We start from the raw sequence: 22,703 nt of genomic DNA on the forward strand, positions 1-22,703 counted from the left end.
GTCCACAGGTTTGCCGGGCCCCCTTGTACCGACCGATCGTTCGGTTACTCTAACTCTGTCATTCCTTCCCTGCCCAGCTCGACGAGGAGTTGGTCCTTCATGCAGCTGACCGAGACCCACCGGCCGACGCTCGATCAGGCCCTCGAAGCGATCCGGACGCGCGCCTACTGGTCCCCGCATCCCGAGCACCCCAAGGCGTACGGCGAGAGCGCGCCGGCCGCAGGGCTCACGGCCTTCGAGGCCCTGCGCGGCTCCCGGTTCGAACTGGACCAGCCGGGCACTGACGGCTGGACAGGCGGCGAGGTCTCGCCGTACGGACCGGAGCTGGGCATCGAGTATCCGCATCCGGATGTGGACGTCCTGCTGCCCGCGATGCGCGCGGGCATGGGCGCCTGGCGCGAGGCCGGTCCCGAGACGCGGGCGCTGGTCTGCGTGGAGATCCTTTCCCGGATCAACGCCCGCACCCATGAGTTCGCGCACGCCGTGATGCACACCAGCGGCCAGGCCTTCATGATGGCGTTCCAGGCGGGCGGCCCGCACGCCCAGGACCGCGGCCTGGAGGCCGTCGCGTACGCCTACGAGGAGCAGACGCGCACGCCCGCCGCCGCCGACTGGTCCAAGCCGCAGGGCAAGCGCGATCCCCTGCGGTTGCGGAAAACCTTCACCGCCGCGGGGCGCGGCATCTCCCTGCTGATCGGCTGCAACACCTTCCCGACGTGGAACGGCTATCCGGGGCTTTTCGCCTCCCTGGCCACCGGAAATCCGGTCCTGGTCAAGCCGCACCCGCGCGCGGTGCTGCCGCTCGCGCTCACTGTGCGGGTGGCCCGTGAGGTCCTCGCCGAGGCGGGGTTCGATCCGAATCTGGTCTGCCTGGCCGCCGAACGGCCGGGCGAGGGAATCGCCAAGACCCTCGCGGTACGTCCGGAGATCAAGATCATCGACTACACGGGCTCCACGGCCTTCGGCGACTGGCTGGAGGCCAACGCCCGCCAGGCGCAGGTCTACACCGAGAAGGCCGGCGTCAACGCCGTCGTCATCGACTCCACCGACAACTACAAGGGGATGCTGTCCAACCTGGCCTTCTCGCTGTCGCTGTACAGCGGCCAGATGTGCACCACCCCGCAGAACCTCCTCATCCCGAGGGACGGCATCCCGACGGACGCCGGACCCAAGTCGTACGACGAGGTGGTCGCCGACATCGCGGCCTCGGTGGGCGGCCTGCTCGGCGACGACGCACGGGCGAACGCCCTGTTGGGCGCGTTGGTCAACCCGGATGTGAAGGCACGCCTGGAGGCGGCGTCCGGACTGGGTGAGGTGGCCCTGCCGTCGCGGAAGATCGCCAACCCCGAGTTCCCGGACGCTGTCGTGCGTACGCCGGTCGTCGTCAAGCTCGACGGGGCACGGAAGTTCTGGGAGGGGGCGGACGCCGAGGCGGCGTATCTGTCGGAGTGCTTCGGCCCGGTGTCCTTCGCGGTCGCCGTGGACTCGACGGCGGACGGGCTGGAGCTGCTGCGGCGCACGGTCCGTGACAAGGGCGCGATGACGGTCGGCGCGTACACCACCTCCCAGGAGACGGAGGGCGCGATCGAGGACCTCTGCCTGGAGGAGTCGGCGCAGCTCTCCCTGAACCTGACGGGCGGGGTGTACGTCAACCAGACCGCGGCGTTCTCCGACTTCCACGGCTCGGGTGGCAACCCGGCCGCGAACGCGGCGCTGTGCGACGGGGCGTTTGTCTCGAACCGCTTCCGGATGGTGGAGGTCCGCCGCCAGGCGTGACGACCGGACGGGTTGAGGGACCGGCTGGGGGACGGCTTACGGGACCGGTTACGGAATCGGCCGGGCAACCGGTTCCGGGCCGCCCGTCCCCGCGCCCTGGCCGGGCACGGGGAGCGCCGGGATCTCCGCGTACCGCTGCACCCACGCGTGCATGGCGATCGCCGCCGCCGCGCCCGCGTTGATCGAGCGCGTCGAGCCGAACTGCGCGATCGAGCACACCATCGCCGCGTGCTTGCGCGCCTCCTCCGTCAGCCCTGGCCCCTCCTGACCGAACAGCAGTACACACCGCCTCGGCAGCTCCGTCCGCTCCAGCGGCACCGCACCCGGCAGATTGTCGATACCGATGATCGGCAGATCCTCCGCCGCCGCCCACGCGGTCAGCGACACCGTGTCCGGGTGGTGCCGTACATGCTGGTATCTGTCGGTGACCATGGCCCCGCGCCGGTTCCAGCGCCGCCGGCCCACGATGTGGATCTCTCTGGCCAGGAAGGCGTTGGCCGTACGCACCACGGAACCGATGTTGAAGTCGTGACCCCAGTTCTCGACGGCCACATGGAAACCGTGCCGCCGTGTGTCCAGGTCGGCGATGATCGCCTCGCGCGTCCAGTACCGGTACTGGTCGACGACATTGCGCCGGTCGCCCTCGGCCAGCAGCTCGGCGTCGTAGCGCTCGCCCAACGGCCATGGCCGCGGATGGGGGCCGACGCCGACCTCGCCGGGGCCGTAGCCCTCGTCGTACTGAATCGGTTCTTCCTGCATCGGATCTTCGCGGAACGCTTCTTCGGTGGTGCTCACCCGACGAGCGTACGTGGCTGTTCCGGGCTCCCCCGCCGCTGCTCCGGCACCCCGGCCCCCCGCGAGAACAACCGGCTCCGCCCCCGGGCGGCTCGCCCGCCCAGCCAGAGCAGGAAGACGGTCGGCAGAAACACCGCATCGGCGGCGATCATCGCGAGCGAGAAGAACGGCAGGCCGAGCAGTACGGCGATGGCCGCGTGCTCCGCCATCATCACGGCCAGCAGGACGTTCTTGACCCGGCGGTTGAAGAGCGTGAAGGGGAAGGCGACCTGCACGATGACCGTGCCGTAGGTCAGCACCATCACCACCACTCCGCCGGAGGCGAGCAGGTCGGAGAGGGCGGGCCAGGGCGTGAAGTAGTCGAGCTTGAGCGGGTAGTAGAGCGCGGTGCCGTCCTGCCAGCGCGAACCCTGGATCTTGTACCAGCCGGCGGTGGCGTAGATCAGACAGACCTCGGCGGTGATCACGAAGAGGGCGGCGTTGTGCGAGAGGTTGGCGAGAACGTCCAGCAGCGTGCGCGGCTCGCTGTCCGGGGCGTACCGGTCCGCCATCCACCACAGACCCTGCCCGACCCACAGCACCCACAGGAGAAGCAGAATGAACCAGCCGGTCTGGTTCAGAAAAGTGGCGCTGACCAGGCCGAACCCCAGCACGACCCAGAGCGCGGGGCCGACCCGGTCGCGGGGCGGCACGCCCGGCCCGCCTGGTACCGCTCGTGCCGCACGCCGCGCATCCAGGGACCAGACCTGCCCGCAGCGGGTCAGGACCAGATAGATCGCCATCAGGTGGATGACGTTGTCGCCGCCGTCGCCGATGAAGATGGAGCGATTCTGCAGCGACAGAACGCCGATCATGAAAAGTACGGACATGGTGCGGGTCCGCCAGCCGAGCATCAACAGCACGCTGGAGAGCACAGCGATGGTGTAGGTGATCTCGAACCAGAAGGTGTGGTCCGACCACATGAGCGCGGTGAAGGCGTCATTGCCCGATATGAGCTGCCGCGCCATGTCCCAGCTCCACGGGCCGTCTGGCCCATACATTTCATGGCGGTGGGGCAGCTCACGCAGGAGGAAGAGCAGCCAGCCGGCGGCGAAGCCGATCCGGATAACGGCGCTCTGGTATGGGCCGAGGGCGGTGGAGGTGACGCGCTGGAGAGCGCGGGCGGCCTTGCTGCCGAGGGGTTCCTTCACCGGCTCGCCTCCGGACGGCCGTTGCGGACTCCCCCGGGCAGATCCGCGGTGGTGACCGTCCACCAGGGGAGGACCCGGTGGAAGGGGCGGGTGTCTGTCTTCTCGTCGCTCCACTCCGGGGCCTTGACCGCGCGGGTCGCGGACCTGAGCTGAATGCGCTCGACAGGGCCGCCCAGGTCGTGCGCTTCGAGGCGCAGCATCACGATGCGGCGGATGTAGCTCTCGGAGAGCCGGCCACGCCGGCCGTTGGGGCGGTCCTCGTTGTCGTGCGAGTTGAGGTAGAAGTCCCAGCCCCGGCGGAGCTCGTTCTGCTGGACGTGGCTGGGGAGCAGGTTGCCGCGGATCGCCTCGCCGTCCTCGGCGGTGAGATCGATCCAGTCGGTGTTCCTGCGACTGCCGTCGGGGCGGCTGACCTCGGCCCTGACCTGCACGGCGACATTCTGCTGGAGCGGGTTGGGGGCGAAGAGCTTCCAGTTCTGCTCGAACTCGGGATAAATCCAGCCGTCGACCGCCTTGCCGTGCTGCTTGGTCACGGTGTTGGAGGGGGCGACATGCAGGAACACCATGCCGAGGTGGACGCACGCGAGGGCTCCGACGATCGCGAGCGAGAGGGCGGCGGCCACCTGGTAGGGGAGGGAGAGCGCGGATATGCCGCCGGTGGGGCGTGGCTCGGGCGGGGCGGGCGGAGCCGCTGGAGGCGGCGGGAGCTGGCGGTAGTGCGGGGGCTCGGGCTCAGGCTCGGGCTCGGTCCGGGACTGCGGCGGAAGCGACAGCGGCAGCTGCGTCTGGGGCTGGGTCCGGGTCCGGGTCTGGAGGTGAGGCTCGGGCTGGGATCCGGGCCGGGAGTCCTGCCCGGATTCAGACCAGGGCTCCGGCCCCGATTCGGGCTGTGACTCGGCTTCGGGCTGGTCGGGGCCCACGAGGGCGTGGCCTGGCGGCGGCCCGGAGCTCAGGCTCCTGGCGCGTTTGGCGTCCTCGTCCTCGTGGGAGTCCATCCCGCCCCGATCCCCATCGGTCCAGCCCAGTTATCCACAGGGTTGACACCCTACGGGCCGCCGTCCCACCATTGAAGCCGACGAACCGAACGATCGGTCGGTAGGGAGCCCGGATGACGGCAGTGACTTTGGATACGCGCGAGGCTGTTTTTGACGCCGCCGTGGCCGCCGACGAGCGCATCGAGCCGCGCGACTGGATGCCGGATGCCTACCGGGCGACGCTGATCCGCCAGATGGCGCAGCACGCCCACTCCGAGATCATCGGCATGCTGCCCGAGGCGAACTGGATCACGCGCGCGCCCTCGCTGCGCCGCAAGGCGATCCTGATCGCCAAGGTGCAGGACGAAGCGGGCCATGGCCTGTATCTGTACAGCGCCGCCGAGACCCTGGGCACCAGCCGCGACGAACTGCTCGACAAGCTCCACGCCGGTCGCCAGAGGTACTCGTCGATCTTCAACTACCCGACGCTGACCTGGGCCGATGTCGGCGCGATCGGCTGGCTGGTGGACGGCGCGGCGATCACCAACCAGGTGCCGCTCTGCCGCTGCTCCTACGGGCCGTATGCCCGCGCGATGGTCCGGATCTGCAAGGAGGAGTCCTTCCACCAGCGGCAGGGGTACGAGCTGCTGCTGGCCCTCTCCCGTGGGACGCCCGCGCAGCACGCGATGGCCCAGGACGCGGTGGACCGCTGGTGGTGGCCGTCGCTGATGATGTTCGGTCCGCCGGACGACGAGTCGGCACACTCCGCGCAGTCCATGGCCTGGAAGATCAAGCGCCATTCCAATGACGAGCTGCGCCAGCGCTTCGTCGACATATGCGTCCCCCAGGCCGAAGCCCTGGGTCTCACCCTTCCCGATCCCGACCTGCGGTGGAACGAGGAGCGGGGCCACCACGACTTCGGGGCGATCGACTGGGCGGAGTTCGCGGCAGTCCTCAAGGGCAACGGCCCCTGCAACGAGCAGCGGATCACCCAGCGTCGTCAGGCGCATGAAGAGGGCGCCTGGGTCCGGGACGCCGCCGCGGCGTACGCCACGAAGCGTCAAGCGCTCCGCCCGACACCCGTGCGGCAGGCACCGCCTGCACAGGAGGCACCGCCCGTACAGCAGGAAGCGCCCACACTGCCTGTGAAGCCCGAGGAGGCGACGGCATGAGCAGCTCCACCGACTGGCCGCTGTGGGAGGTCTTTGTGCGCTCGCGCCGCGGGCTGTCCCACACCCACGCGGGAAGCCTGCACGCCCCGGACCCGGAGATGGCCCTGCGCAACGCCCGCGACCTCTACACCCGGCGGAACGAAGGCGTCTCGATCTGGGTGGTGCCGTCCACGGCGATCACCGCGTCCTCGCCCGACGAGAAGGACTCGTTCTTCGAGCCGGCCGGCGACAAGCCCTACCGTCACCCGACGTTCTACGAGATCCCGGAAGGGGTGAAGCACCTATGACTGCGACGACCACCACGACCGCCACGGTGAACGCCGCGGCGCTGGCCCTCGGTGACGACGCTCTGGTGCTCTCACACCGGCTGGGGGAGTGGGCTGGCCGGGCGCCCGTGCTGGAGGAGGAGGTCGCCCTCGCCAATATCGCGCTGGACCTGCTGGGCCAGGCGCGGCTGCTGCTCTCCCTGGTCGGCGACGAGGACGAGCTCGCGTATCTGCGCGAGGAGCGGGCCTTCCGCAATCTCCAGCTGGTCGAGCAGCCGAACGGCGACTTCGCGCACACCATCGCCCGCCAGCTCTACTTCTCCGTCTGCCAGCGGCTGCTGTACGTCCGGTTGGCGGCCACGGAAGGTGAGTTCGCCGGACTCGCGGCGAAGGCGGTCAAGGAGGTCGCGTACCACCAGGACCACGCCGAGCGCTGGACCGAGCGGCTCGGCGACGGCACCGCCGAGAGCCATGCGCGGATGCAGCGGGCGTGCGACGCGCTGTGGCGGTTCACCGGCGAGATGTTCCAGCCGGTCGACGGGCTGGACATCGACTGGCAGGAGCTGCAGAGCAGTTGGCTGGAGTCGGTCACCACGGTCCTGGAGCGGGCGACGCTGACCGTGCCCACCGGGCCGCGGTCCAGCGGATGGGCGGCGGGGGCGGGACGGCAGGGGCTGCACACCGAGCCCTTCGGGCGGATGCTGGCCGAGATGCAGCATCTGCACCGCAGTCACCCGGGGGCGTCATGGTGACCACTGCGAACGAGGCCGAGACGCGGTTGGAGGCGGAGCTGCGCAGGCTCGCCGGCTCCGTGCCCGACCCGGAACTCCCGGTGCTGACGCTGGGAGAGCTCGGCGTGCTGCGCGGGGTGGAGGTCCTCGGGCCCGGCCGGGTCAGGGTCGAGCTCACTCCGACCTACACCGGCTGCCCGGCGATCGAGGCCATGACCTCGGACATCGAGCAAGTGCTGCACGATCACGGCATACCGGATGTCTCGGTCGTCAAGGTCCTCGCCCCGGCCTGGTCGACCGACGACATCAGCGCGGAGGGGCGGCGCAAGCTCGCCCGGTTCGGGATAGCCCCGCCCCGCCCGCAGACGACGGCACACGGGCCGGTGCCGCTCACGCTCTCCGTGCGCTGTCCGCAGTGCGGCTCCACCGACACCGAACTGCTGAGCAGGTTCTCCTCCACCGCCTGCAAGGCGCTGCGCCGCTGCGTCGCCTGCCGTGAACCATTCGACCACTTCAAGGAGTTGTAGATGTTCCATCCGCTCCGGGTCAGCGAGGTCGAACAGCTCACGGACGACTCGGTGGCCGTCACCTTCCAGGTGCCGCCAGAGCTGCGGGAGACCTTCCGCCACACCCCCGGCCAGCACCTGGCCCTGCGCCGCTTCGCGGGTGGCCAGGAAATCCGCCGTACGTACTCGATCTGCGCCCCGGCACCTTCCGCCGACGGTGACCGGGTCCTGCGTGTGGGCATCCGGCTGGTCGACGGCGGCGAGTTCTCGACGTACGCGCTCAAGGAGCTCGCCGTCGGCGAAACCGTCGAGGTGATGCCTCCGATGGGCCGGTTCCTCCTTCAGCCGCGCCCCGGGCATTTCGCGGCGATCGTCGGCGGCAGCGGCATCACCCCCGTGCTGTCCATGGCGGCGACGCTGCTGGCGCGGGAGCCGGAGGCCCGGTTCTGTCTGATACGGAGCGACCGGACCGCGGCGTCCACGATGTTCCTGGACGAGGTCGCCGACCTCAAGGACCGCTTCCCGGACCGCTTCCAGCTGGTCACCGCGCTCTCCCGGGAGGAGCAGCAGGCCGGTCTGCCGTCGGGCAGGCTCGATGAGGAACGGCTGACCGGGCTGATACCTGCCCTGCTTCCGGTGGCGGACGTGGACGGCTGGTACCTGTGCGGCCCCTTCGGTCTGGTCCAGGGCGCCGAGCGGGCGCTGCGGAGGCTCGGGGTGGGCCGGAGCCGTATCCACCAGGAGATCTTCCACGTCGACGACGGCTCGGCGACCGCCTCCGTCCCAGTGGCCACCCCGGCCCATGCCTCCCTCACCGCGACGCTCGACGGCCGGTCCGGGAAATGGCCGGTGCGGGAAGGGGAATCGCTGCTGGAGACGGTGCTGCGAAGCCGCTCCGACGCGCCGTACGCGTGCAAGGGCGGGGTCTGCGGGACGTGCAGAGCGTTCCTGGTCTCCGGCGAGGTGCGCATGGAGCGGAACTTCGCGCTGGAGCCGGAGGAGACCGAGGCGGGCTATGTGCTGGCCTGTCAGTCCCATCCGGCCACTCCGGAAGTGGAGTTGGACTTCGACCGGTGACTTCCCCCGCGCCGTCGGACCCCGGCCCTTACCGCGCTGTGTTCTTTTTCAGGAACCTGTTCTATCTTGACGCTGGTTTGACGATCCGTCAGATCCTAGTCGCGGCGGGATTCGGGCAGCGCCGGTGCGTGGGAGGACAGGGCAGTGGACTTCACCTTCACCGAGGAGCAGCAGGCGGCCGTCGAGGCCGCGAAGGCGGTCTTCTCGGGCGTCGCGCCCGATGGAGTGCAGAGCCCCGCGCGCACGCCCGGCGCGGTGGCCGATGAGTTCGACCGGCCGCTGTGGGCCAGGCTCGCCGGCTCCGATCTGCTGAGCCTGGTCCTGTCGCCGGACCACGGCGGGGCGGGCCTCGACCCCGTCGCGCTCTGCCTGGTGCTGCGGGAGTCCGCGCGGGTGCTGGCGCGGGTGCCGCTGCTGGAGACGAGCGCGGTCGCCATGGCCGTAGAGCGTTACGGCAGCGCCGAGCTGAGCGACGAGATCCTCCCCCGGGTCGGCCGGGGCGAGCTGACGCTCACCGTCGGCGCCAATGGCCGCACCGGCCACGACCCCGCCGAGCTCGCGGTGACAGCCCGCCGGGACAGCCAGGGCGGAATGGGCTGGGTGCTCGACGGGGTGCAGACGGGCGTGCCGTGGGCCCAGTCCGCGGACCGTATCGCCGTGGCGGCGCACACCGACGAGGGCCGTGCCGTGTTCGCCCTGGTCCCGCGGCAGCAGAAAGGCCTCGCTCTCGCCGAGCAGATCTCCACCAACGGCGAGCGCTTCGCCGAGGTCACGCTGAATTCCGTACGCATCGACAGCCACGAACTGATCGACACCGAGGGCGCCTGGGAGTGGCTGCGCCAGCTCCTCGCCACCGGGACCTGCGCGCTCGCGCTCGGGCTCGGCGAGGCCGTGCTCTCCATGACCGGCGAATACACCGGCAAGCGCGAGCAGTTCGGCTTTCCGGTCGCGACCTTCCAGGCCGTCGCGGTCCAGGCCGCCGACCGCTATATCGATCTGCGTGCGATGGAGGTGACCCTCTGGCAGGCGGCCTGGCGGCTCTCGCCCTCACCCGAAGGCCCCGGTGTCGGCGGGCCCCTGCCCGTCTCGGGCGATGTCGCGGTGGCGAAGATCTGGGCCTCGGAGGGCGTACGCCGCGTCGTCCAGACCGCTCAGCACCTGCACGGCGGCTTCGGCGCGGACACCGACTACCCGCTGCACCGCTATCACGCCTGGGCCAAACAGCTGGAGCTCTCGCTCGGCCCGGCCGCGGCCCACGAAGAAGCCCTGGGCGACCTGCTGGCCGCCCATCCCCTCGGCTGACGAGTCAGCGGGTCAGCCTCGGTAGCGGGTCAGTCTCAGTAGCGGCTCAGCTCCACGCGGCCTCACAAGCTCAGAAGCTCACAAGACGGAAGCCGGGCCGCCGTTGTCGGCGACCATCGGGCGCCCCGCGCCATCCCAGGCGAGCATGCCGCCGTCGACGTTCACGGCCTCGATGCCCTGCTGCACGAGGTACTGGGTGACCTGCGCGGACCGGCCGCCGACCCGGCACATCACATAGGCCCGGCGCCCGTCGCCCAGCGCCTCGGTCACCTCACCGAAGCGGGCGACGAAGTCGCTCATCGGAACGTGCAGCGCGCCCTCGACGTGCCCGGCCGCCCACTCGTCGTCCTCGCGGACGTCCAGCACCAGGCCGTCGGACGGTACCGCCGCGACGTCCACCGTGGGCAGTGGGGCGAAGTTCATGGGGCATGCCTTCTCTCGTACGTACGCGACGGAGGTGCTCGGGCTTCCGGGGAGTCCTGGAGCGTCCTGAGACCCTCAGGAAAACCTACTGCACGAGGCCGGACAGTTCCCTCTCACGCTCGGCGACCTGCGCGAGCAGCTGCTCGGCGATCTCCTCCAGCAGCCGGTCCGGGTCCTCGGGAGCCATCCGCAGCATCGCGCCGATCGCGCTCTCCTCCAGCTCCCGGGCAACCGCTGTCAGCAGCTCCTTGCGCCGCGACAGCCACTCCAGCCGGGCGTAGAGCTCGTCGCTCTCGCTGAGCCGCTGCTCGGCGGGCACCGGTCCGGCCGCCCACTCCTCGGCCAGCTCCCGCAGCATCACCGCGTCCCCGAGCCCGTACGCGGCGTTCACGCGGGTGATGAACTCATCACGGCGCGCCCGCTCCGTATCGTCCTGGGCCAGATCCGGATGCGCCTTGCGGGCCAGCTCGCGGTAGAGCTTGCGCGCCTCCTCGCTCGGCCGCACCCGCTTCGGCGCCTGCACGGGCCTGCCATTGAGCATCGCGGCGGCCTCGGGGGACAGGCCGTCGGAGTCCATCCAGTCATGGAAAAGCTCCTCGACGCCGGGCATCGGCATCACCAGGGACCGCGCCTCCTGCGCCTTGCGCAGATCCTCCGGGTCATCGCTGGCGGCGGCCCGGGCCTCGGCGATCTCGGCATCGAGCTCATCGAGGCGCGCGTACATCGGGCCGAGCTTCTGATGGTGCAGCCGGGAGAAGTTCTCCACCTCCACCCGGAACGTCTCCAGCGCGATCTCGAACTCGATCAGTGCCTGCTCGGCCGCGCGCACCGCCTTCTCCAGCCGGGCCTCGGGCCGGGCCTCCGGCTGCGTCCGCGCGTCCTGCTCTTCGTCGTTCCGGGTCTTCGGCCCACCGGGTGCGTCCTGGGTCACCCGTCCAGCCTACGGGCGCGGCGGGGCAAGCCGTCACACCCCCAGCTCAGCGGCTATCCGTCCGCTCTTGACCGCCGTCAGGAGCTGCTGGTGATCCGCCTCCGTACGGTCCGCGTAGACCACGGCGAACCCGGCCATTGCCTCATCCAGCTCCTCGCTCTTGCCGCAGTAACCGGCGATCAGCCGCGGGTCGGCGCTGTGCGCATGCGCCCTGGCCAGCAGTGCTCCCGTCATCCGTCCGTAGTCGTCCATCTGGTCGGGGGCGAGCGCCGCGGGATCCACACTTCCCTTGCGGTTCCTGAACTGCCGTACCTGGAAAGGCCGTCCGTCGACCGTCGTCCAGCCCAGCAGAATGTCGCTGACCACCTGCATCCGCTTCTGGCCGAGCACCACCCGGCGCCCCTCGTGCTCCACCGCGCCCGCCGGGAACCCGGCCGCCGACAGATACGGCAGCAGCGCCGAGGCCCGCGCCTCCTTGACCTGGAGCACCAGCGGATCGCCCCGGTGATCCAGCAGCAGCACCACGTACGACCGCGTCCCGACGCTCCCGGTTCCCACCACCCGGAACGCCACATCGTGGATCGTGTAGCGCGCGAGCAGCGGCAGCCGGTCCTGCGACACCGTGCCCAGGTACTCCGCGAGCGACGAGGCCACGGCCGCCGCCTCCGCGTCCGCCACCCGCCGCAGCACCGGCGGCGCGTCCACGAAGCGCCGTCCGCCGCCGCCGTAGCCGCCGCCGCCCGCGGAGTCACTGCCGGAGTCGCTGCCGGACACGGCCTCCGTGGCCTTGGCGGCGAAGCGCGCGCTCGTGTTGTTACGTGCCTTCGCCGAGACCCGCTCCAGCGTGCCGACGAGGTCACGGGCGTCCGTGTGGGAGACGAGCTCCTCGTCGGCGATCGCGTTCCACGCTTCCAGCGACGGCAGCTTCGCCAGCAGCCGCATGGTGCGCCGGTACGCGCCCACCGCGTCGAAAGCGGCGGCCCGGCAGACGGCCTCGTCCGCACCCGCCGCACGCCCTGCCAGCACCAGCGAGGCCGCGAGCCGCTTGACGTCCCACTCCCACGGGCCGACGACCGTCTCGTCGAAGTCGTTCAGGTCGATGACGAGGCGGCCCTGCGCGTCGCCGTACAGCCCGAAGTTCGCCGCGTGCGCATCACCGCAGATCTGCGCTCCCACGCCGGTGACCGGCGTGCCCGCCAGGTCGTGGGCCATCAGCCCGGCGGAGCCGCGCAGGAAAGCGAAGGGCGAGGCGGCCATCCGGCCCACCCGTATCGGTGTGAGCTCCGGCACCCGGCCGCGGCTGGACTCCTCGACGGCCCGGACCGCCTCGGGCCGGTCCACCGCGAGCACCAGCGAGCCGTGCGACGACCGCGGTATACGCTCGCGCAGCGCCTTACCCGCGACCTTCGGCGAGGTCGCGGCATCCCCCGCACGCCGCGCGAAGCCGGGCACCGCCGGAATGCGCCCGCCGCCGCCCCCGCCCCCGGCTCCGGTCCCAACCCCGCCTACGCCGTCAGAATCCGGTCGCCGCACCGGCGCCGCCGTCTCGGACACGCTCATGACGCGCTGCCTCTTCCGTCGCCGTTCAACATCAACTGGCCACGACCGTACCGCTGCCGCCCGACAGTCGTCTCCCCCTGTGGATAACTACCGCGCGCGGCCGCGAGCCCCGTCAGCAGACGCCCTTGCCGTCCTCCCCCAGATACGTCTCCGCCCACAGCGCCAGCTCCTTCAGCGCCGGCTCCATCGCCGCTCCCGCCTCGGTCAGCCGGTACGCGACCCGCAGCGGCGGCCCCTCATCGACCTCCCGCACCACCAGCTCGGCCGCCCCCAGCTCGGCCAGCCGGTCGGAGAGCATGCGCTCGCTGATGCCGGGAATGGCCCGCCGCAACTCAGCGAAGTGGATCGGGCGCTGCATCAGTACAGAGACGATCGGCCCGGTCCAGCGTTTGCCGAGCAGCTCGAAGACGCTCGTGATGCCGCGATCGACCTTCCGACACGCCTCTTCGCTGTGTTCAGCCATGGCACCAGGGTACTGCCGCAACGACAGGGACTTACTAAAAATAAGTACCTATGTTATTACTGGGTACTTACGAAATTTTAGCCCCTTTCATCCTCCCCTTGGAGCACCTCGTGGCCACGCTGCTGCACATCGACTCCGCCGTCTTCCCCCAGGGGTCGGCCTCCCGCGACATCACCGCCGCCTTCGTCCAGACATGGCGGGAGCAGCACCCCGCGGGCGAGGTCGTCTACCGCGATCTGGCCGCCGACCCGCTGCCCCACCTGGACATCGCCGCCGTCTCCGCGGGCGCCGACAACGCGCTGCGCGCCGAACTCGCCGCCGAGCTCGAAGCCGCGGACGCCGTGCTGATAGGCGCGCCGATGTACAACTTCACGATCGCCTCCACCCTCAAGGCGTGGCTGGACCAGGTGATCATCGTCGGCCACAACGCGGGCGTCCCCGACGGCCCAGTGGCCGGAACCCCGGTCACCGTCGTGGCCAGCCGCGGCGGCTCATACGCCCCCGGCACTCCGCGCGAGGGCTTCGAGTTCGTCCAGAACTACCTGGAGAAGGTGCTCACCGGCATGCTCGGCGCCTCGGTCGACTTCATCGTCCCCGAGCTGACCCTGGCCCACGTCAAGCCGGAAATGGCGGAGCTCATCCCGCTCGCCGACGCCTCCCGCGCCAAGGCGCTGGACGAAGCCGCCCAGAAGGCCAAGACCCTGGCCGCGCGCTTCGCCGCCTGAACACACGCCCGGACCCGCCCAGACGCGCCCAGGCACCCACCGCGTCCACCACGTTCTCCATGTCCACAACGCCCGCGGAACAGCAGCCTCCGCGGGCGTTCCACGTGAAACATCGCACTGTCACGCATCCCACACGACAAAACGCACCCAGGCACGCAGAAGCCCCGTAGGTCGTTGACCTACGGGGCTTCCGTACTGCTCTGGTACTGCTCTTATCTTGTGCGCGAGGGGGGAGTTGAACCCCCACGCCCTTTCGGGCACTGGAACCTGAATCCAGCGCGTCTGCCTATTCCGCCACCCGCGCATTGGGTGTTGCTGTCGAGTGTCACACCTTGCTCGGCGTGACCCCCTGGCGACTTCCAGAAGATTAGCACGGGGCACACGGTGGAATCACATCCGATTGTTCCGGCGACCGGACCCGTGAACAGGGAACGGAAGACGGCCGCCCCCACTCCTCCAGAGCGCACCCCGGGTGCGGGACACTGTGAGGAGCTCACCTCTACGATCCGTGTGAGAGGTGACACTCATCGATGGGGCAGACAAGGGGAACCAGCCGATTTCCCGACGCGTGGATACGATCAGTAAGCAGTACCAGGGCGACAACGACGGAGGAGGTGCCCCATGGGAGTCATGAAGCGTTTCGAGCAGCGTCTCGAAGGTCTGGTCAACGGCACCTTCGCCAAGGTCTTCAAGTCCGAGGTCCAGCCGGTCGAGATCGCGGGCGCCCTCCAGCGGGAGTGCGACAACAACGCGACGATCTGGAATCGTGAGCGGACAGTCGTCCCCAACGATTTCATCGTCGAGCTCAGCGCGCCCGACTTCGAGCGCCTGAGCCCGTACTCCGGCCAGCTCGGCGACGAGCTCTCCGGGCTGGTGCGTGACTACGCCAAGCAGCAGCGCTACGCCTTCATGGGCCCCATCAAGGTCCACCTGGAGAAGGCCGACGACCTCGACACCGGTCTGTACCGGGTGCGCAGCCGCACTCTCGCGTCGAGTACGTCGCAGACCCCGGAGCGGGCGCCCGACCGGGCCCCCGCGCCTCCCCACGCCGCACCCGGCCCCGCGGCCCCCCAGGGCCGCGGCGGCTACGGCTACCCGCCCAGCAGCCCACCCCCCATGCCGGCCGCGCCCCCTCCGGGCGCCGGCCGACCCGGTCCCGCGCCCGCCGCGGACCGGCGCCTGGCAGCAGGTCCCGGACCGATGCCGAGCACCCAGGTACGACGTTGGATCGAGATCAATGGCACGCGCCATCAGATCTCCCGCCCGACGCTGGTGCTGGGCCGCAGCACCGACGCCGATGTGCGGATCGACGACCCCGGCGTATCGCGCCGGCACTGTGAGATCCGGACCGGAACGCCCCCGACGATCCAGGATCTCGGGTCTACCAACGGCATCGTGGTAGACGGGCAGCACACCACCCGCGCTACGCTCCGCGACGGCTCGCGGATCGTCGTGGGTAGTACCACCATCGTTTACCGGCAAGCCGAAGGGTGAAGCGGGGGCAATGTCAGAGCTGACCCTGACGGTCATGCGGCTAGGTTTCCTAGCCGTTCTGTGGCTGTTCGTGATCGTGGCCGTACAGGTCATTCGAAGCGATCTGTTCGGAACGCGTGTCACGCAGCGCGGCTCACGCCGCAACGCCGACACGCGTCCGCAGCAGGCGCGCCAGACCGCCGCACCACCGCCCCAGCGCCAGCAGGCCGCCGGTGGCGGCCGACAGCGCCGTGGGGCGCCCACCAAACTGGTCGTGTCCGAAGGCACCCTCACCGGAACCACGGTGGCGTTGCAGGGCCAGACCATCACCCTGGGCCGGGCGCACGACTCCACAATCGTGCTGGACGACGACTACGCGTCCAGCAGGCATGCCAGGATCTACCCGGACCGTGACGGCCAGTGGATCGTCGAGGACCTCGGGTCCACGAATGGCACCTATCTCGACCGGACCCGGCTCACCACGCCGACACCGATTCCGCTGGGCGCGCCGATCCGCATCGGCAAGACCGTCATCGAGCTGCGGAAGTAGTACGACAATGAGCGAGCGGAGCGAGCGAGCCGCAGCGGTCCCGACAGCGGACCGGGACGGGCTCCCGACCGGAGGGTGGGCAGTGTGGCTCGAGACCGGCTGTACCCCGAGCCGACGGGCGAGGTGCGCATGACTCTGTCGCTGCGCTTCGCCGCCGGATCACACAAAGGCATGATCCGGGAGGGCAACGAGGACTCCGGCTACGCCGGCCCCCGCCTGCTGGCCATCGCCGACGGCATGGGCGGTCAGGCCGCCGGTGAGGTCGCCTCTTCGGAGGTCATCTCCACGCTCGTCACGCTGGACGACGACGTACCCGGCTCGGACATCCTCACCTCGCTCGGTACGGCGGTGCAGCGCGCCAACGACCAGTTGCGGCTGATGGTCGAGGAGGACCCCCAGCTGGAGGGCATGGGCACCACGCTCACCGCCCTGCTCTGGACCGGCCAGCGCCTCGGCCTCGTGCACGTCGGCGACTCCCGCGCCTATCTGCTCCGCGACGGCGTGCTGACCCAGATCACCCAGGACCACACCTGGGTGCAGCGGCTGGTGGACGAGGGCCGGATCACCGAGGAGGAAGCCACCACCCACCCGCAGCGCTCCCTGCTGATGCGCGCGCTGGGCAGCGGCGACCATGTCGAGCCCGACCTCTCTATCCGGGAGGTCCGCGCCGGCGACCGGTATCTGATCTGCTCCGACGGCCTGTCCGGCGTCGTCTCCCACCAGACGATGGAGGAGACCCTCGCCGACTACCAGGGACCGCAGGAGACGGTGCAGGCGCTCATCCAGCTCGCGCTGCGCGGCGGCGGCCCCGACAACATCACCTGCATCGTCGCGGACGTCCTCGACACCGACTCCAACGACACCCTGGCCGCGCAGCTCAACGACACCCCGGTCGTCGTCGGCGCGGTCGCCGAGAACCAGCAGTTCAACGCCGCCGAGAACGCGGCCGCCATGCAGACCCCGGCGGGACGCGCGGCCGGCCTCGGCCGCCCCGTACCCCCGCAGGCCTCCGGCGGCTTCGGCCCGCCCGGCAGCGGCGACGGCATGGGCTACAGCGGGATGCCGCCCGAGGGCGGCTTCGGCGCGTACACCGACGAGGACTTCACCAAGCCCCGCGGCGGGCGCAAGTGGCTCAAGAGATCCCTGTACATCGCGCTCATGCTGGGGATCGTCGGCGGCGGCCTGTACGGCGGCTACCGCTGGACCCAGACCCAGTACTTCGTCGCCTCCAACAATGAGCACATCGCCCTCTACCAGGGCATCAGCCAGGATCTGGCCTGGGTCTCGCTCTCCAAGGTCGAGAAGGACCACCCCGAGATCGAACTCAAGTACCTCCCGCCCTACCAGCGCAAGCAGGTCGAGGCGACGATCACCGAGAGCAGCCTGCCGAGGGCGCGCGCGAAGATCGAGGAGCTTGCCGACCAGGCGTCCGCCTGCAAGAAGGACGCGCAGCGCCGCGAGGCCGCAGAGGCGGCGAGCGCGGCGCCGCCCGGCGAGGGCGAGGCCGGCGGCACCACCGGCACGTCTCCCCCCGCCACGCCTACCGGCACGCCCAGCGCCACGCCCACCTCTCTGAGCGCCAAGACCAAACCGACCGCAGCCACTCCCACTCCGATTCCCACCCTCTCGGAGGAGGAGCAGAAGCTGGCCTCGAACTGCGGAAAGCAGTAATCAGCCGTAGGGGGCCTTCTCCACCATGAGCGTTGTCACCAACACGACCACGATCGGCGCGATCGAAGCACCGAGCCGCCGCAACACCGAGCTGATGCTGCTCGCCTTCGCCGTCGCCATCCCTGTGTTCGCGTACCTGAACGTGGGCCTCGCCCTCGACGGCGAGGTGCCCACCGGATTGCTCGGCTACGGGCTCGGCCTCGGCCTGCTCGCCGGGGTCGCCCACCTCGTGGTGCGCAAGTTCGCCAAGTACGCCGACCCGCTGCTCCTGCCGCTGGCGACCCTTCTCAACGGCCTCGGTCTGGTGCTGATCTGGCGGCTGGACCAGTCGCCGCGGCTCATCAAGCGGGCCACTCTCAACTACGGCGCGTTCTCCCCCGACGCCCCCAAGCAGCTGCTGTACTCGGCGATCGGCATCGCCCTCTTCGTCGCCGTGCTGGTGATACTCAAGGACCACCGGATCCTGCAGCGCTACACCTACATCTCCATGGTGGTGGCGCTGGTCCTGCTGATCCTGCCGATGTTCTTCCCCGCCCGTAACGGCGCGAAGATCTGGATCAGCCTCGGCCCCTTCTCCATCCAGCCCGGCGAGTTCGCGAAGATCCTCATCGCGATCTTCTTCTCCGGTTACCTGATGGTGAAGCGGGACGCCCTGGCGCTGGCCAGCCGCCGCTTCATGGGCCTGTATCTTCCGCGCGGCCGCGACCTGGGCCCCATCATCGCCGTCTGGGCGATCTCGATTCTCATCCTGGTCTTCGAGACCGACCTGGGTACCTCGCTGCTGTTCTTCGGCCTCTTCGTGATCATGCTGTACGTCGCCACCGAGCGGACCAGCTGGATCGTCTTCGGTCTGCTGATGTCCGCCGTCGGAGCGGTCGGTGTGGCCACGTTCGAGCCGCACGTCCAGGAACGGGTCCAGGCCTGGCTCGACCCGTTCTCCGAGGAGACGTGGGCACAGAGCAGCGACCAGGTGGCCCAGGCCCTGATGTCCTTCGGCTCCGGCGGCACACTGGGCACCGGCCTCGGCCAGGGCAACTCCGACCTCATCGGCTTCGCCGCCAACTCCGACTTCATCCTCTCCACCGTCGGCGAGGAGTTCGGGCTAGCCGGGATGATGGCGATCCTGCTGATCTACGGCCTGATCGCGGAGCGCGGCGTACGCACCGCCCTCGCCGCCCGCGACCCGTTCGGCAAGCTCCTCGCGGTCGGCCTGTCCGGCGCCTTCGCCATCCAGGTCTTCGTCGTCGCCGGCGGTGTCATGGGGCTCATCCCGCTGACCGGTATGACCATGCCGTTCGTCGCGGCCGGCGGTTCCTCCGTGATCGCCAACTGGGCCCTGATCGCCATCCTCATCCGTATCAGCGATACCGCGCGCCGCCCGGCGCCCGCCCCCGCTCCGTCCCCCGACGCCGAGATGACCCAGGTGGTCCGACCGTGAACAAGCCTCTGCGCCGTATCGCGATTTTCTGCGGACTCCTGGTTCTCGCGCTGCTGGTACGCACCAACTACCTGCAGTACGTCGAGGCCGAGGACCTCAACACGCACGAGAAGAACCGCCGCGTTCTGATAGAGCGCTACAGCAACGAACGCGGCAACATCATCGTCGACGGCAAGCCCATCACCGGCTCCGCGAAAACGGACGACACGGACTTCAAGTACAAGCGCACCTACGTCGACGGCCCCATGTGGGCGCCCGTCACCGGGTACGCCTCCCAGGCCTTCGACGCCAACCAGATCGAGAAGCTCGAGGACGGCATCCTCACCGGCAACGACGACCAGCTCTTCTTCGACCGCACGATGGCGATGTTCACCGGCGACAAGAAGCGCGGCGGCAATGTCGTCACCACCCTCAGCGGCGCCGCCCAGAAGGCCGCCTACAAGGGCCTCGGCTCCAAGAAGGGCGCCGTAGCGGCGATCGACCCCAAGACCGGCAGGATCCTCGCGCTGGCCTCCACTCCCTCGTACGACCCGAGCTCCTTCGCCGGCTACGGCGCGTCGGACGAGAAGGCGTGGAACGCGCTGGAGAAGGACAAGGACAAGCCGACGCTCAACCGCGCGCTGCGCGAGGTCTACCCGCCCGGCTCCACCTTCAAGGTGATCACGGCCGCCGCGGCGCTGGAGCACGGCGTCGTCGACGACATCAACGCGGCGACGGACACCCCTGATCCGTACATCCTGCCCAACACCCGCACGCCGATGGTCAACCACGCCAGCGGCTGCGAGAAGGCCAGCCTGAACGACGCGCTCAAGGTCTCCTGCAACTCCGTCTTCGCCAACCTCGGTGACAAGGTCGGTCTGGAGAAGATGCTGGAGACGTCGAACAAGTTCGGCTTCAACAACCCCAAGATCGACACCCCGGTGCGGGCCGCCGCCTCCGTCTACAACGACCAGATGGACCGCTCCAGCAACGCGCTCTCCTCCATCGGCCAGTTCGACACCCGCACCACCCCCCTCCAGATGGCCATGGCCACCGGCGCGATCGCCAACGACGGCAAGATGATGAAGCCGTACATGATCGACCGCCTGGAATCGCCCGGCCTGGAGGTCATCAAGAAAAACGAGCCGCAGGAGATGAGCCGCCCGCTCTCCCAAAAGAACGCGCAGCTCGTCCAGGAGATGATGGAGACCGTTGTCGAGGAGGGCACCGGCACGAAGGCGAAGCTCAACATGGACGGGGTCACGGTCGGCGGCAAGACCGGCACCGCTCAGCACGGCGTCGGCAACGCGAAGCGCCCCTACGCCTGGTTCATCTCGTACGCGAAGACCGCCGACGGATCGCCGGTCGCCGTCGCGGTCGTCGTCGAGGACTCCAGCGGCACCGCCCGTGACGACATCTCCGGTGGCGGTCTCGCCGCCCCGATCGCCCGGGATGTGATGAAGGCGGTACTGGACAGTAAGAAGTGACGCGGGTCACGTCTTGCGTCCATACCTGCACATTGCGATACCGGTCGCGTATCAGCTGACGACAGCGGGCCGAAGAGGTACGGCGTGCCCGGTAGCGTATGCGCGAACAGCACACCGCCGGACCACACCCTGGTGCGGTCGGGACTGACGGAGAGGGCTGGAACAGTTATGGAAGAGCCGCGTCGCCTCGGCGGCCGGTACGAACTGGGCTCGGTGCTCGGCCGTGGTGGCATGGCGGAGGTCTTCCTCGCCCACGACACCCGGCTCGGCCGCACCGTCGCCGTGAAGACGCTGCGGGCCGACCTTGCCCGTGACCCGTCCTTCCAGGCCCGGTTCCGCCGTGAGGCCCAGTCTGCCGCCTCGCTCAACCACCCTGCGATCGTCGCGGTCTACGACACGGGTGAGGACTACGTCGACGGGGTCTCGATCCCGTACATCGTCATGGAGTACGTCGACGGCTCCACGCTCAGAGAGCTGCTGCACTCCGGGCGCAGGCTGCTGCCCGAGCGCACGCTGGAGATGACCATCGGCATCCTCCAGGCGCTGGAGTACTCGCACCGCGCCCAGATCGTCCACCGCGACATCAAACCGGCGAACGTCATGCTGACGCGCACCGGCCAGGTCAAGGTCATGGACTTCGGCATCGCGCGCGCCATGGGCGACTCCGGCATGACGATGACGCAGACCGCGGCCGTCATCGGCACCGCCCAGTACCTCTCCCCGGAGCAGGCGAAGGGCGAGCAGGTCGACGCGCGCTCCGACCTCTACTCCGCCGGCTGTCTGCTGTACGAGCTGCTCGCCGTCCGTCCGCCGTTCGTGGGCGACTCCCCGGTGGCGGTGGCGTATCAGCATGTACGCGAAGAGCCGCAGCCGCCGAGCAACTTCGACCCCGAGATCACGCCCGAGATGGACGCCATCGTCCTCAAGGCACTGGTCAAGGACCCGGACTACCGTTACCAGTCGGCCGACGAGATGCGCGCGGACATCGAGGCCTGCCTCGACGGCCAGCCGGTCGCGGCGACGGCGGCGATGGGCTCCGTCGGCTACGGCGGCTACGCCGCGAACGACCAGCCGACCACAGCGATGCGCCCGATGGAACCGGCGGGCCAGACCTCGATGCTCCCGCCGATGAACCCGGACGACGGCGGCTACCCCGGTTACGACGACCGCCCGGACCGCCGCCGCCAGAAGAAGTCGAATACATCGACGATCCTTTTGGTCCTGGCGGGCGTCCTGGTGCTGATCGGCGCGGTGCTGATCGGCAAGTCGGTCTTCGGCGGCACGGAAGGCACGGGCGAGGTACCGGCACCCACGCTGGTGGGCAAGACGCTCGATGAGGCGCAGATTCTCGCGAAGAACGCGCGCGTGAAGATCACCCAGTCCGGCACCGAGCGGTGCGAGGTGCCCTCGGTAGCCACGGGTGCCATTTGCCGCCAGACGCCGGTCGCGGGCACCAAGATGAAGGAGGGCGCGACCGTCCAGGTCGTGGTCTCCGAGGGCGCCCCCAAGATCGAGGTTCCTGACGTCGAGGACAAGCCGCTGGCCGATGCGACAAGGATCCTGGAGGGCAAGGTCTTCAAGGTCACCGTCGTGGAGGAGGAGTCCAGCGAGAAGCCGGGCACGGTCCTGAAGCAGAGTCCAGTGGGCGGCGCTCAGGCCGAGAAGAACTCCACGGTCACTCTGACGGTCGCCAAGCAGGAGAGGCGTGACGTGCCCCCCGTGGTGGACAAGCAGTTCGCCGACGCCAAGGCACAGCTTGAAGGCCTTGAGTTCAAGGTCGAACGGATCGACGTGGACTCGGAGCAGCCGAAGGACCAGGTCATCGAGCAGAACCCTTCGGGCGGCCAGAAGGCCCCCGTCGGCTCGACGGTCACGCTGAAGGTCTCCAAGGGCCCGCAGCAGGCACCACAGGTCCAGGTTCCCCAGATCCAGGGCAGGACGGTCGCCGAGGCCAGGCAGCTGCTGAACCAGAACGGATTCACGAACATCCAGTTCGAGCAAGGAAGCTCACAGGACGACAACGCCCTGGTCATCAACTCCGACCCGGCGCCCGGCACTCTGGTCGACCCGGCCACCACGACGGTCACTCTCCGGACCCTCGGCGGCGGGGGCAACAACGGCGGCGGCCAGAACGGCGGCGGAATCATCGCCGGCGGCGACGGCGACGGCGACAACGAGTAACGCCGCCCCGCACACGCCACACAGGACGCTCGG

General features: G+C 69.5%; 21 protein-coding genes and 1 tRNA gene. 14 read left to right on the forward strand and 8 right to left on the reverse strand.

Annotated elements, in window-relative coordinates; translation table 11 throughout:
* The first annotated feature begins 99 nt into the window (after positions 1-99).
* Positions 100-1,776: a phenylacetic acid degradation protein PaaN gene (gene paaN / locus ACIHCQ_RS02550; RefSeq protein ID WP_399657024.1), complete on the forward strand. Its 1,677-nt coding sequence runs from the start codon at positions 100-102 to the stop codon at positions 1,774-1,776.
* 48 nt (positions 1,777-1,824) lie between these two features.
* Here the strand turns inward: paaN and ACIHCQ_RS02555 are convergent, their stop codons facing one another.
* From ACIHCQ_RS02555 to ACIHCQ_RS02565, 3 genes are read right to left on the reverse strand one after another with little or no spacing between them, the layout of a single operon-like run.
* Positions 1,825-2,535, reverse strand: coding sequence for a TrmH family RNA methyltransferase (locus ACIHCQ_RS02555; RefSeq protein ID WP_399657582.1), 711 nt, complete (start codon positions 2,533-2,535; stop codon positions 1,825-1,827).
* A 32-nt stretch (positions 2,536-2,567) separates the two neighbouring features.
* Entirely contained in the window at positions 2,568-3,761 is a 1,194-nt protein-coding gene (locus ACIHCQ_RS02560; RefSeq protein ID WP_399657027.1) for an HTTM domain-containing protein, read from the reverse strand.
* Positions 3,758-4,756: a DUF5819 family protein gene (locus ACIHCQ_RS02565; protein ID WP_399657029.1), complete on the reverse strand. Its 999-nt coding sequence runs from the start codon at positions 4,754-4,756 to the stop codon at positions 3,758-3,760. Before ACIHCQ_RS02565 ends, ACIHCQ_RS02560 begins: the two co-directional genes overlap by 4 nt.
* Before the next feature lie 113 nt (positions 4,757-4,869).
* On the opposite strand from ACIHCQ_RS02565, the gene paaA reads away from it, so the two are divergent.
* From paaA to ACIHCQ_RS02595, 6 genes are all read left to right on the forward strand, one after another.
* Positions 4,870-5,907, forward strand: a complete 1,038-nt coding sequence (gene paaA / locus ACIHCQ_RS02570) for a 1,2-phenylacetyl-CoA epoxidase subunit PaaA (protein ID WP_399657031.1) — start codon at positions 4,870-4,872, stop codon at positions 5,905-5,907.
* Positions 5,904-6,194: a 1,2-phenylacetyl-CoA epoxidase subunit PaaB gene (gene paaB, locus ACIHCQ_RS02575; protein ID WP_399657033.1), complete on the forward strand. Its 291-nt coding sequence runs from the start codon at positions 5,904-5,906 to the stop codon at positions 6,192-6,194. Before paaA ends, paaB begins: the two co-directional genes overlap by 4 nt.
* A complete protein-coding gene (paaC, locus tag ACIHCQ_RS02580) occupies positions 6,191-6,925 on the forward strand; it encodes a 1,2-phenylacetyl-CoA epoxidase subunit PaaC (RefSeq protein ID WP_399657035.1) in 735 nt (244 codons plus the stop codon). Before paaB ends, paaC begins: the two co-directional genes overlap by 4 nt.
* Positions 6,919-7,431: a 1,2-phenylacetyl-CoA epoxidase subunit PaaD gene (paaD, locus tag ACIHCQ_RS02585; RefSeq protein WP_399657038.1), complete on the forward strand. Its 513-nt coding sequence runs from the start codon at positions 6,919-6,921 to the stop codon at positions 7,429-7,431. The genes paaC and paaD overlap by 7 nt, the downstream gene beginning before the upstream one ends.
* Positions 7,432-8,487 (forward strand): 2Fe-2S iron-sulfur cluster-binding protein, encoded by a 1,056-nt coding sequence (locus ACIHCQ_RS02590; protein ID WP_399657040.1) that lies wholly within the window; start codon positions 7,432-7,434, stop codon positions 8,485-8,487. It abuts the gene before it with no gap.
* 144 nt (positions 8,488-8,631) lie between these two features.
* Positions 8,632-9,789 (forward strand): acyl-CoA dehydrogenase family protein, encoded by a 1,158-nt coding sequence (locus tag ACIHCQ_RS02595; RefSeq protein ID WP_399657042.1) that lies wholly within the window; start codon positions 8,632-8,634, stop codon positions 9,787-9,789.
* 78 nt (positions 9,790-9,867) lie between these two features.
* Here ACIHCQ_RS02595 and ACIHCQ_RS02600 read toward each other — a convergent pair whose 3' ends face one another.
* From ACIHCQ_RS02600 to ACIHCQ_RS02615, 4 genes are all read right to left on the reverse strand, one after another.
* Entirely contained in the window at positions 9,868-10,212 is a 345-nt protein-coding gene (locus ACIHCQ_RS02600) for a rhodanese-like domain-containing protein (protein ID WP_399657044.1), read from the reverse strand.
* Between the two features lie 85 nt (positions 10,213-10,297).
* Positions 10,298-11,143 (reverse strand): J domain-containing protein, encoded by an 846-nt coding sequence (locus ACIHCQ_RS02605; protein WP_399657046.1) that lies wholly within the window; start codon positions 11,141-11,143, stop codon positions 10,298-10,300.
* Positions 11,144-11,176: 33 nt separating this feature from the next.
* Positions 11,177-12,703: a DUF2252 domain-containing protein gene (locus ACIHCQ_RS02610; RefSeq protein WP_399657048.1), complete on the reverse strand. Its 1,527-nt coding sequence runs from the start codon at positions 12,701-12,703 to the stop codon at positions 11,177-11,179.
* A 112-nt stretch (positions 12,704-12,815) separates the two neighbouring features.
* Complete coding sequence (locus tag ACIHCQ_RS02615) at positions 12,816-13,166, reverse strand: winged helix-turn-helix transcriptional regulator (RefSeq protein ID WP_399657050.1); 351 nt, start codon at positions 13,164-13,166, stop codon at positions 12,816-12,818.
* Positions 13,167-13,276: 110 nt separating this feature from the next.
* On the opposite strand from ACIHCQ_RS02615, the gene ACIHCQ_RS02620 reads away from it, so the two are divergent.
* Positions 13,277-13,891 carry an FMN-dependent NADH-azoreductase gene (locus ACIHCQ_RS02620; RefSeq protein WP_399657584.1) on the forward strand — a complete coding sequence of 205 codons (615 nt, stop codon included), beginning with the start codon at positions 13,277-13,279 and terminating at the stop codon, positions 13,889-13,891.
* Between the two features lie 220 nt (positions 13,892-14,111).
* On the opposite strand, the gene ACIHCQ_RS02625 is transcribed toward ACIHCQ_RS02620, so the two are convergent.
* Positions 14,112-14,195 (reverse strand) — tRNA-Leu (locus ACIHCQ_RS02625).
* A 317-nt stretch (positions 14,196-14,512) separates the two neighbouring features.
* Here ACIHCQ_RS02625 and ACIHCQ_RS02630 point away from each other — a divergent pair.
* The 6 genes from ACIHCQ_RS02630 to pknB all read left to right on the forward strand — a co-directional run bounded on the left by ACIHCQ_RS02630 (position 14,513) and on the right by pknB (position 22,670).
* Positions 14,513-15,385 (forward strand): FhaA domain-containing protein, encoded by an 873-nt coding sequence (locus ACIHCQ_RS02630; protein WP_399657052.1) that lies wholly within the window; start codon positions 14,513-14,515, stop codon positions 15,383-15,385.
* Positions 15,386-15,395: 10 nt separating this feature from the next.
* A complete protein-coding gene (locus tag ACIHCQ_RS02635) occupies positions 15,396-15,914 on the forward strand; it encodes an FHA domain-containing protein (RefSeq protein WP_399657054.1) in 519 nt (172 codons plus the stop codon).
* Positions 15,915-16,043: 129 nt separating this feature from the next.
* Entirely contained in the window at positions 16,044-17,585 is a 1,542-nt protein-coding gene (locus tag ACIHCQ_RS02640) for a PP2C family protein-serine/threonine phosphatase (protein ID WP_399657587.1), read from the forward strand.
* Positions 17,586-17,610: 25 nt separating this feature from the next.
* Positions 17,611-19,023: an FtsW/RodA/SpoVE family cell cycle protein gene (locus ACIHCQ_RS02645; RefSeq protein WP_399657056.1), complete on the forward strand. Its 1,413-nt coding sequence runs from the start codon at positions 17,611-17,613 to the stop codon at positions 19,021-19,023.
* Complete coding sequence (locus ACIHCQ_RS02650; protein WP_399657058.1) at positions 19,020-20,489, forward strand: peptidoglycan D,D-transpeptidase FtsI family protein; 1,470 nt, start codon at positions 19,020-19,022, stop codon at positions 20,487-20,489. Before ACIHCQ_RS02645 ends, ACIHCQ_RS02650 begins: the two co-directional genes overlap by 4 nt.
* A gap of 168 nt (positions 20,490-20,657) precedes the next feature.
* Complete coding sequence (gene pknB, locus ACIHCQ_RS02655; RefSeq protein WP_399657060.1) at positions 20,658-22,670, forward strand: Stk1 family PASTA domain-containing Ser/Thr kinase; 2,013 nt, start codon at positions 20,658-20,660, stop codon at positions 22,668-22,670.
* The last annotated feature ends 33 nt before the right edge of the window (positions 22,671-22,703 follow it).

Origin of the sequence: Streptomyces sp. NPDC052236, assembly GCF_044548015.1 — a bacterium.
In the GTDB taxonomy this organism is placed as follows: Bacteria; Actinomycetota; Actinomycetes; order Streptomycetales; family Streptomycetaceae; genus Streptomyces.

Excerpts from the sequence above, each read along its gene's own strand:
- ACIHCQ_RS02565 (WP_399657029.1), bottom strand. The coding sequence starts at position 4,756 with ATGGACTCCCACGAGGACGAGGACGCCAAACGCGCCAGGAGCCTGAGC.
- ACIHCQ_RS02610 (WP_399657048.1), bottom strand. The coding sequence starts at position 12,703 with ATGAGCGTGTCCGAGACGGCGGCGCCGGTGCGGCGACCGGATTCTGAC.
- paaA (WP_399657031.1), top strand. The coding sequence starts at position 4,870 with ATGACGGCAGTGACTTTGGATACGCGCGAGGCTGTTTTTGACGCCGCC.
- ACIHCQ_RS02615 (WP_399657050.1), bottom strand. The coding sequence starts at position 13,166 with ATGGCTGAACACAGCGAAGAGGCGTGTCGGAAGGTCGATCGCGGCATC.
- pknB (WP_399657060.1), top strand. The coding sequence starts at position 20,658 with ATGGAAGAGCCGCGTCGCCTCGGCGGCCGGTACGAACTGGGCTCGGTG.
- ACIHCQ_RS02600 (WP_399657044.1), bottom strand. The coding sequence starts at position 10,212 with ATGAACTTCGCCCCACTGCCCACGGTGGACGTCGCGGCGGTACCGTCC.
- ACIHCQ_RS02640 (WP_399657587.1), top strand. The coding sequence starts at position 16,044 with ATGACTCTGTCGCTGCGCTTCGCCGCCGGATCACACAAAGGCATGATC.
- ACIHCQ_RS02590 (WP_399657040.1), top strand. The coding sequence starts at position 7,432 with ATGTTCCATCCGCTCCGGGTCAGCGAGGTCGAACAGCTCACGGACGAC.
- paaC (WP_399657035.1), top strand. The coding sequence starts at position 6,191 with ATGACTGCGACGACCACCACGACCGCCACGGTGAACGCCGCGGCGCTG.
- ACIHCQ_RS02635 (WP_399657054.1), top strand. The coding sequence starts at position 15,396 with ATGTCAGAGCTGACCCTGACGGTCATGCGGCTAGGTTTCCTAGCCGTT.
- ACIHCQ_RS02645 (WP_399657056.1), top strand. The coding sequence starts at position 17,611 with ATGAGCGTTGTCACCAACACGACCACGATCGGCGCGATCGAAGCACCG.
- paaB (WP_399657033.1), top strand. The coding sequence starts at position 5,904 with ATGAGCAGCTCCACCGACTGGCCGCTGTGGGAGGTCTTTGTGCGCTCG.
- paaN (WP_399657024.1), top strand. The coding sequence starts at position 100 with ATGCAGCTGACCGAGACCCACCGGCCGACGCTCGATCAGGCCCTCGAA.
- paaD (WP_399657038.1), top strand. The coding sequence starts at position 6,919 with ATGGTGACCACTGCGAACGAGGCCGAGACGCGGTTGGAGGCGGAGCTG.
- ACIHCQ_RS02555 (WP_399657582.1), bottom strand. The coding sequence starts at position 2,535 with ATGCAGGAAGAACCGATTCAGTACGACGAGGGCTACGGCCCCGGCGAG.
- ACIHCQ_RS02630 (WP_399657052.1), top strand. The coding sequence starts at position 14,513 with ATGGGAGTCATGAAGCGTTTCGAGCAGCGTCTCGAAGGTCTGGTCAAC.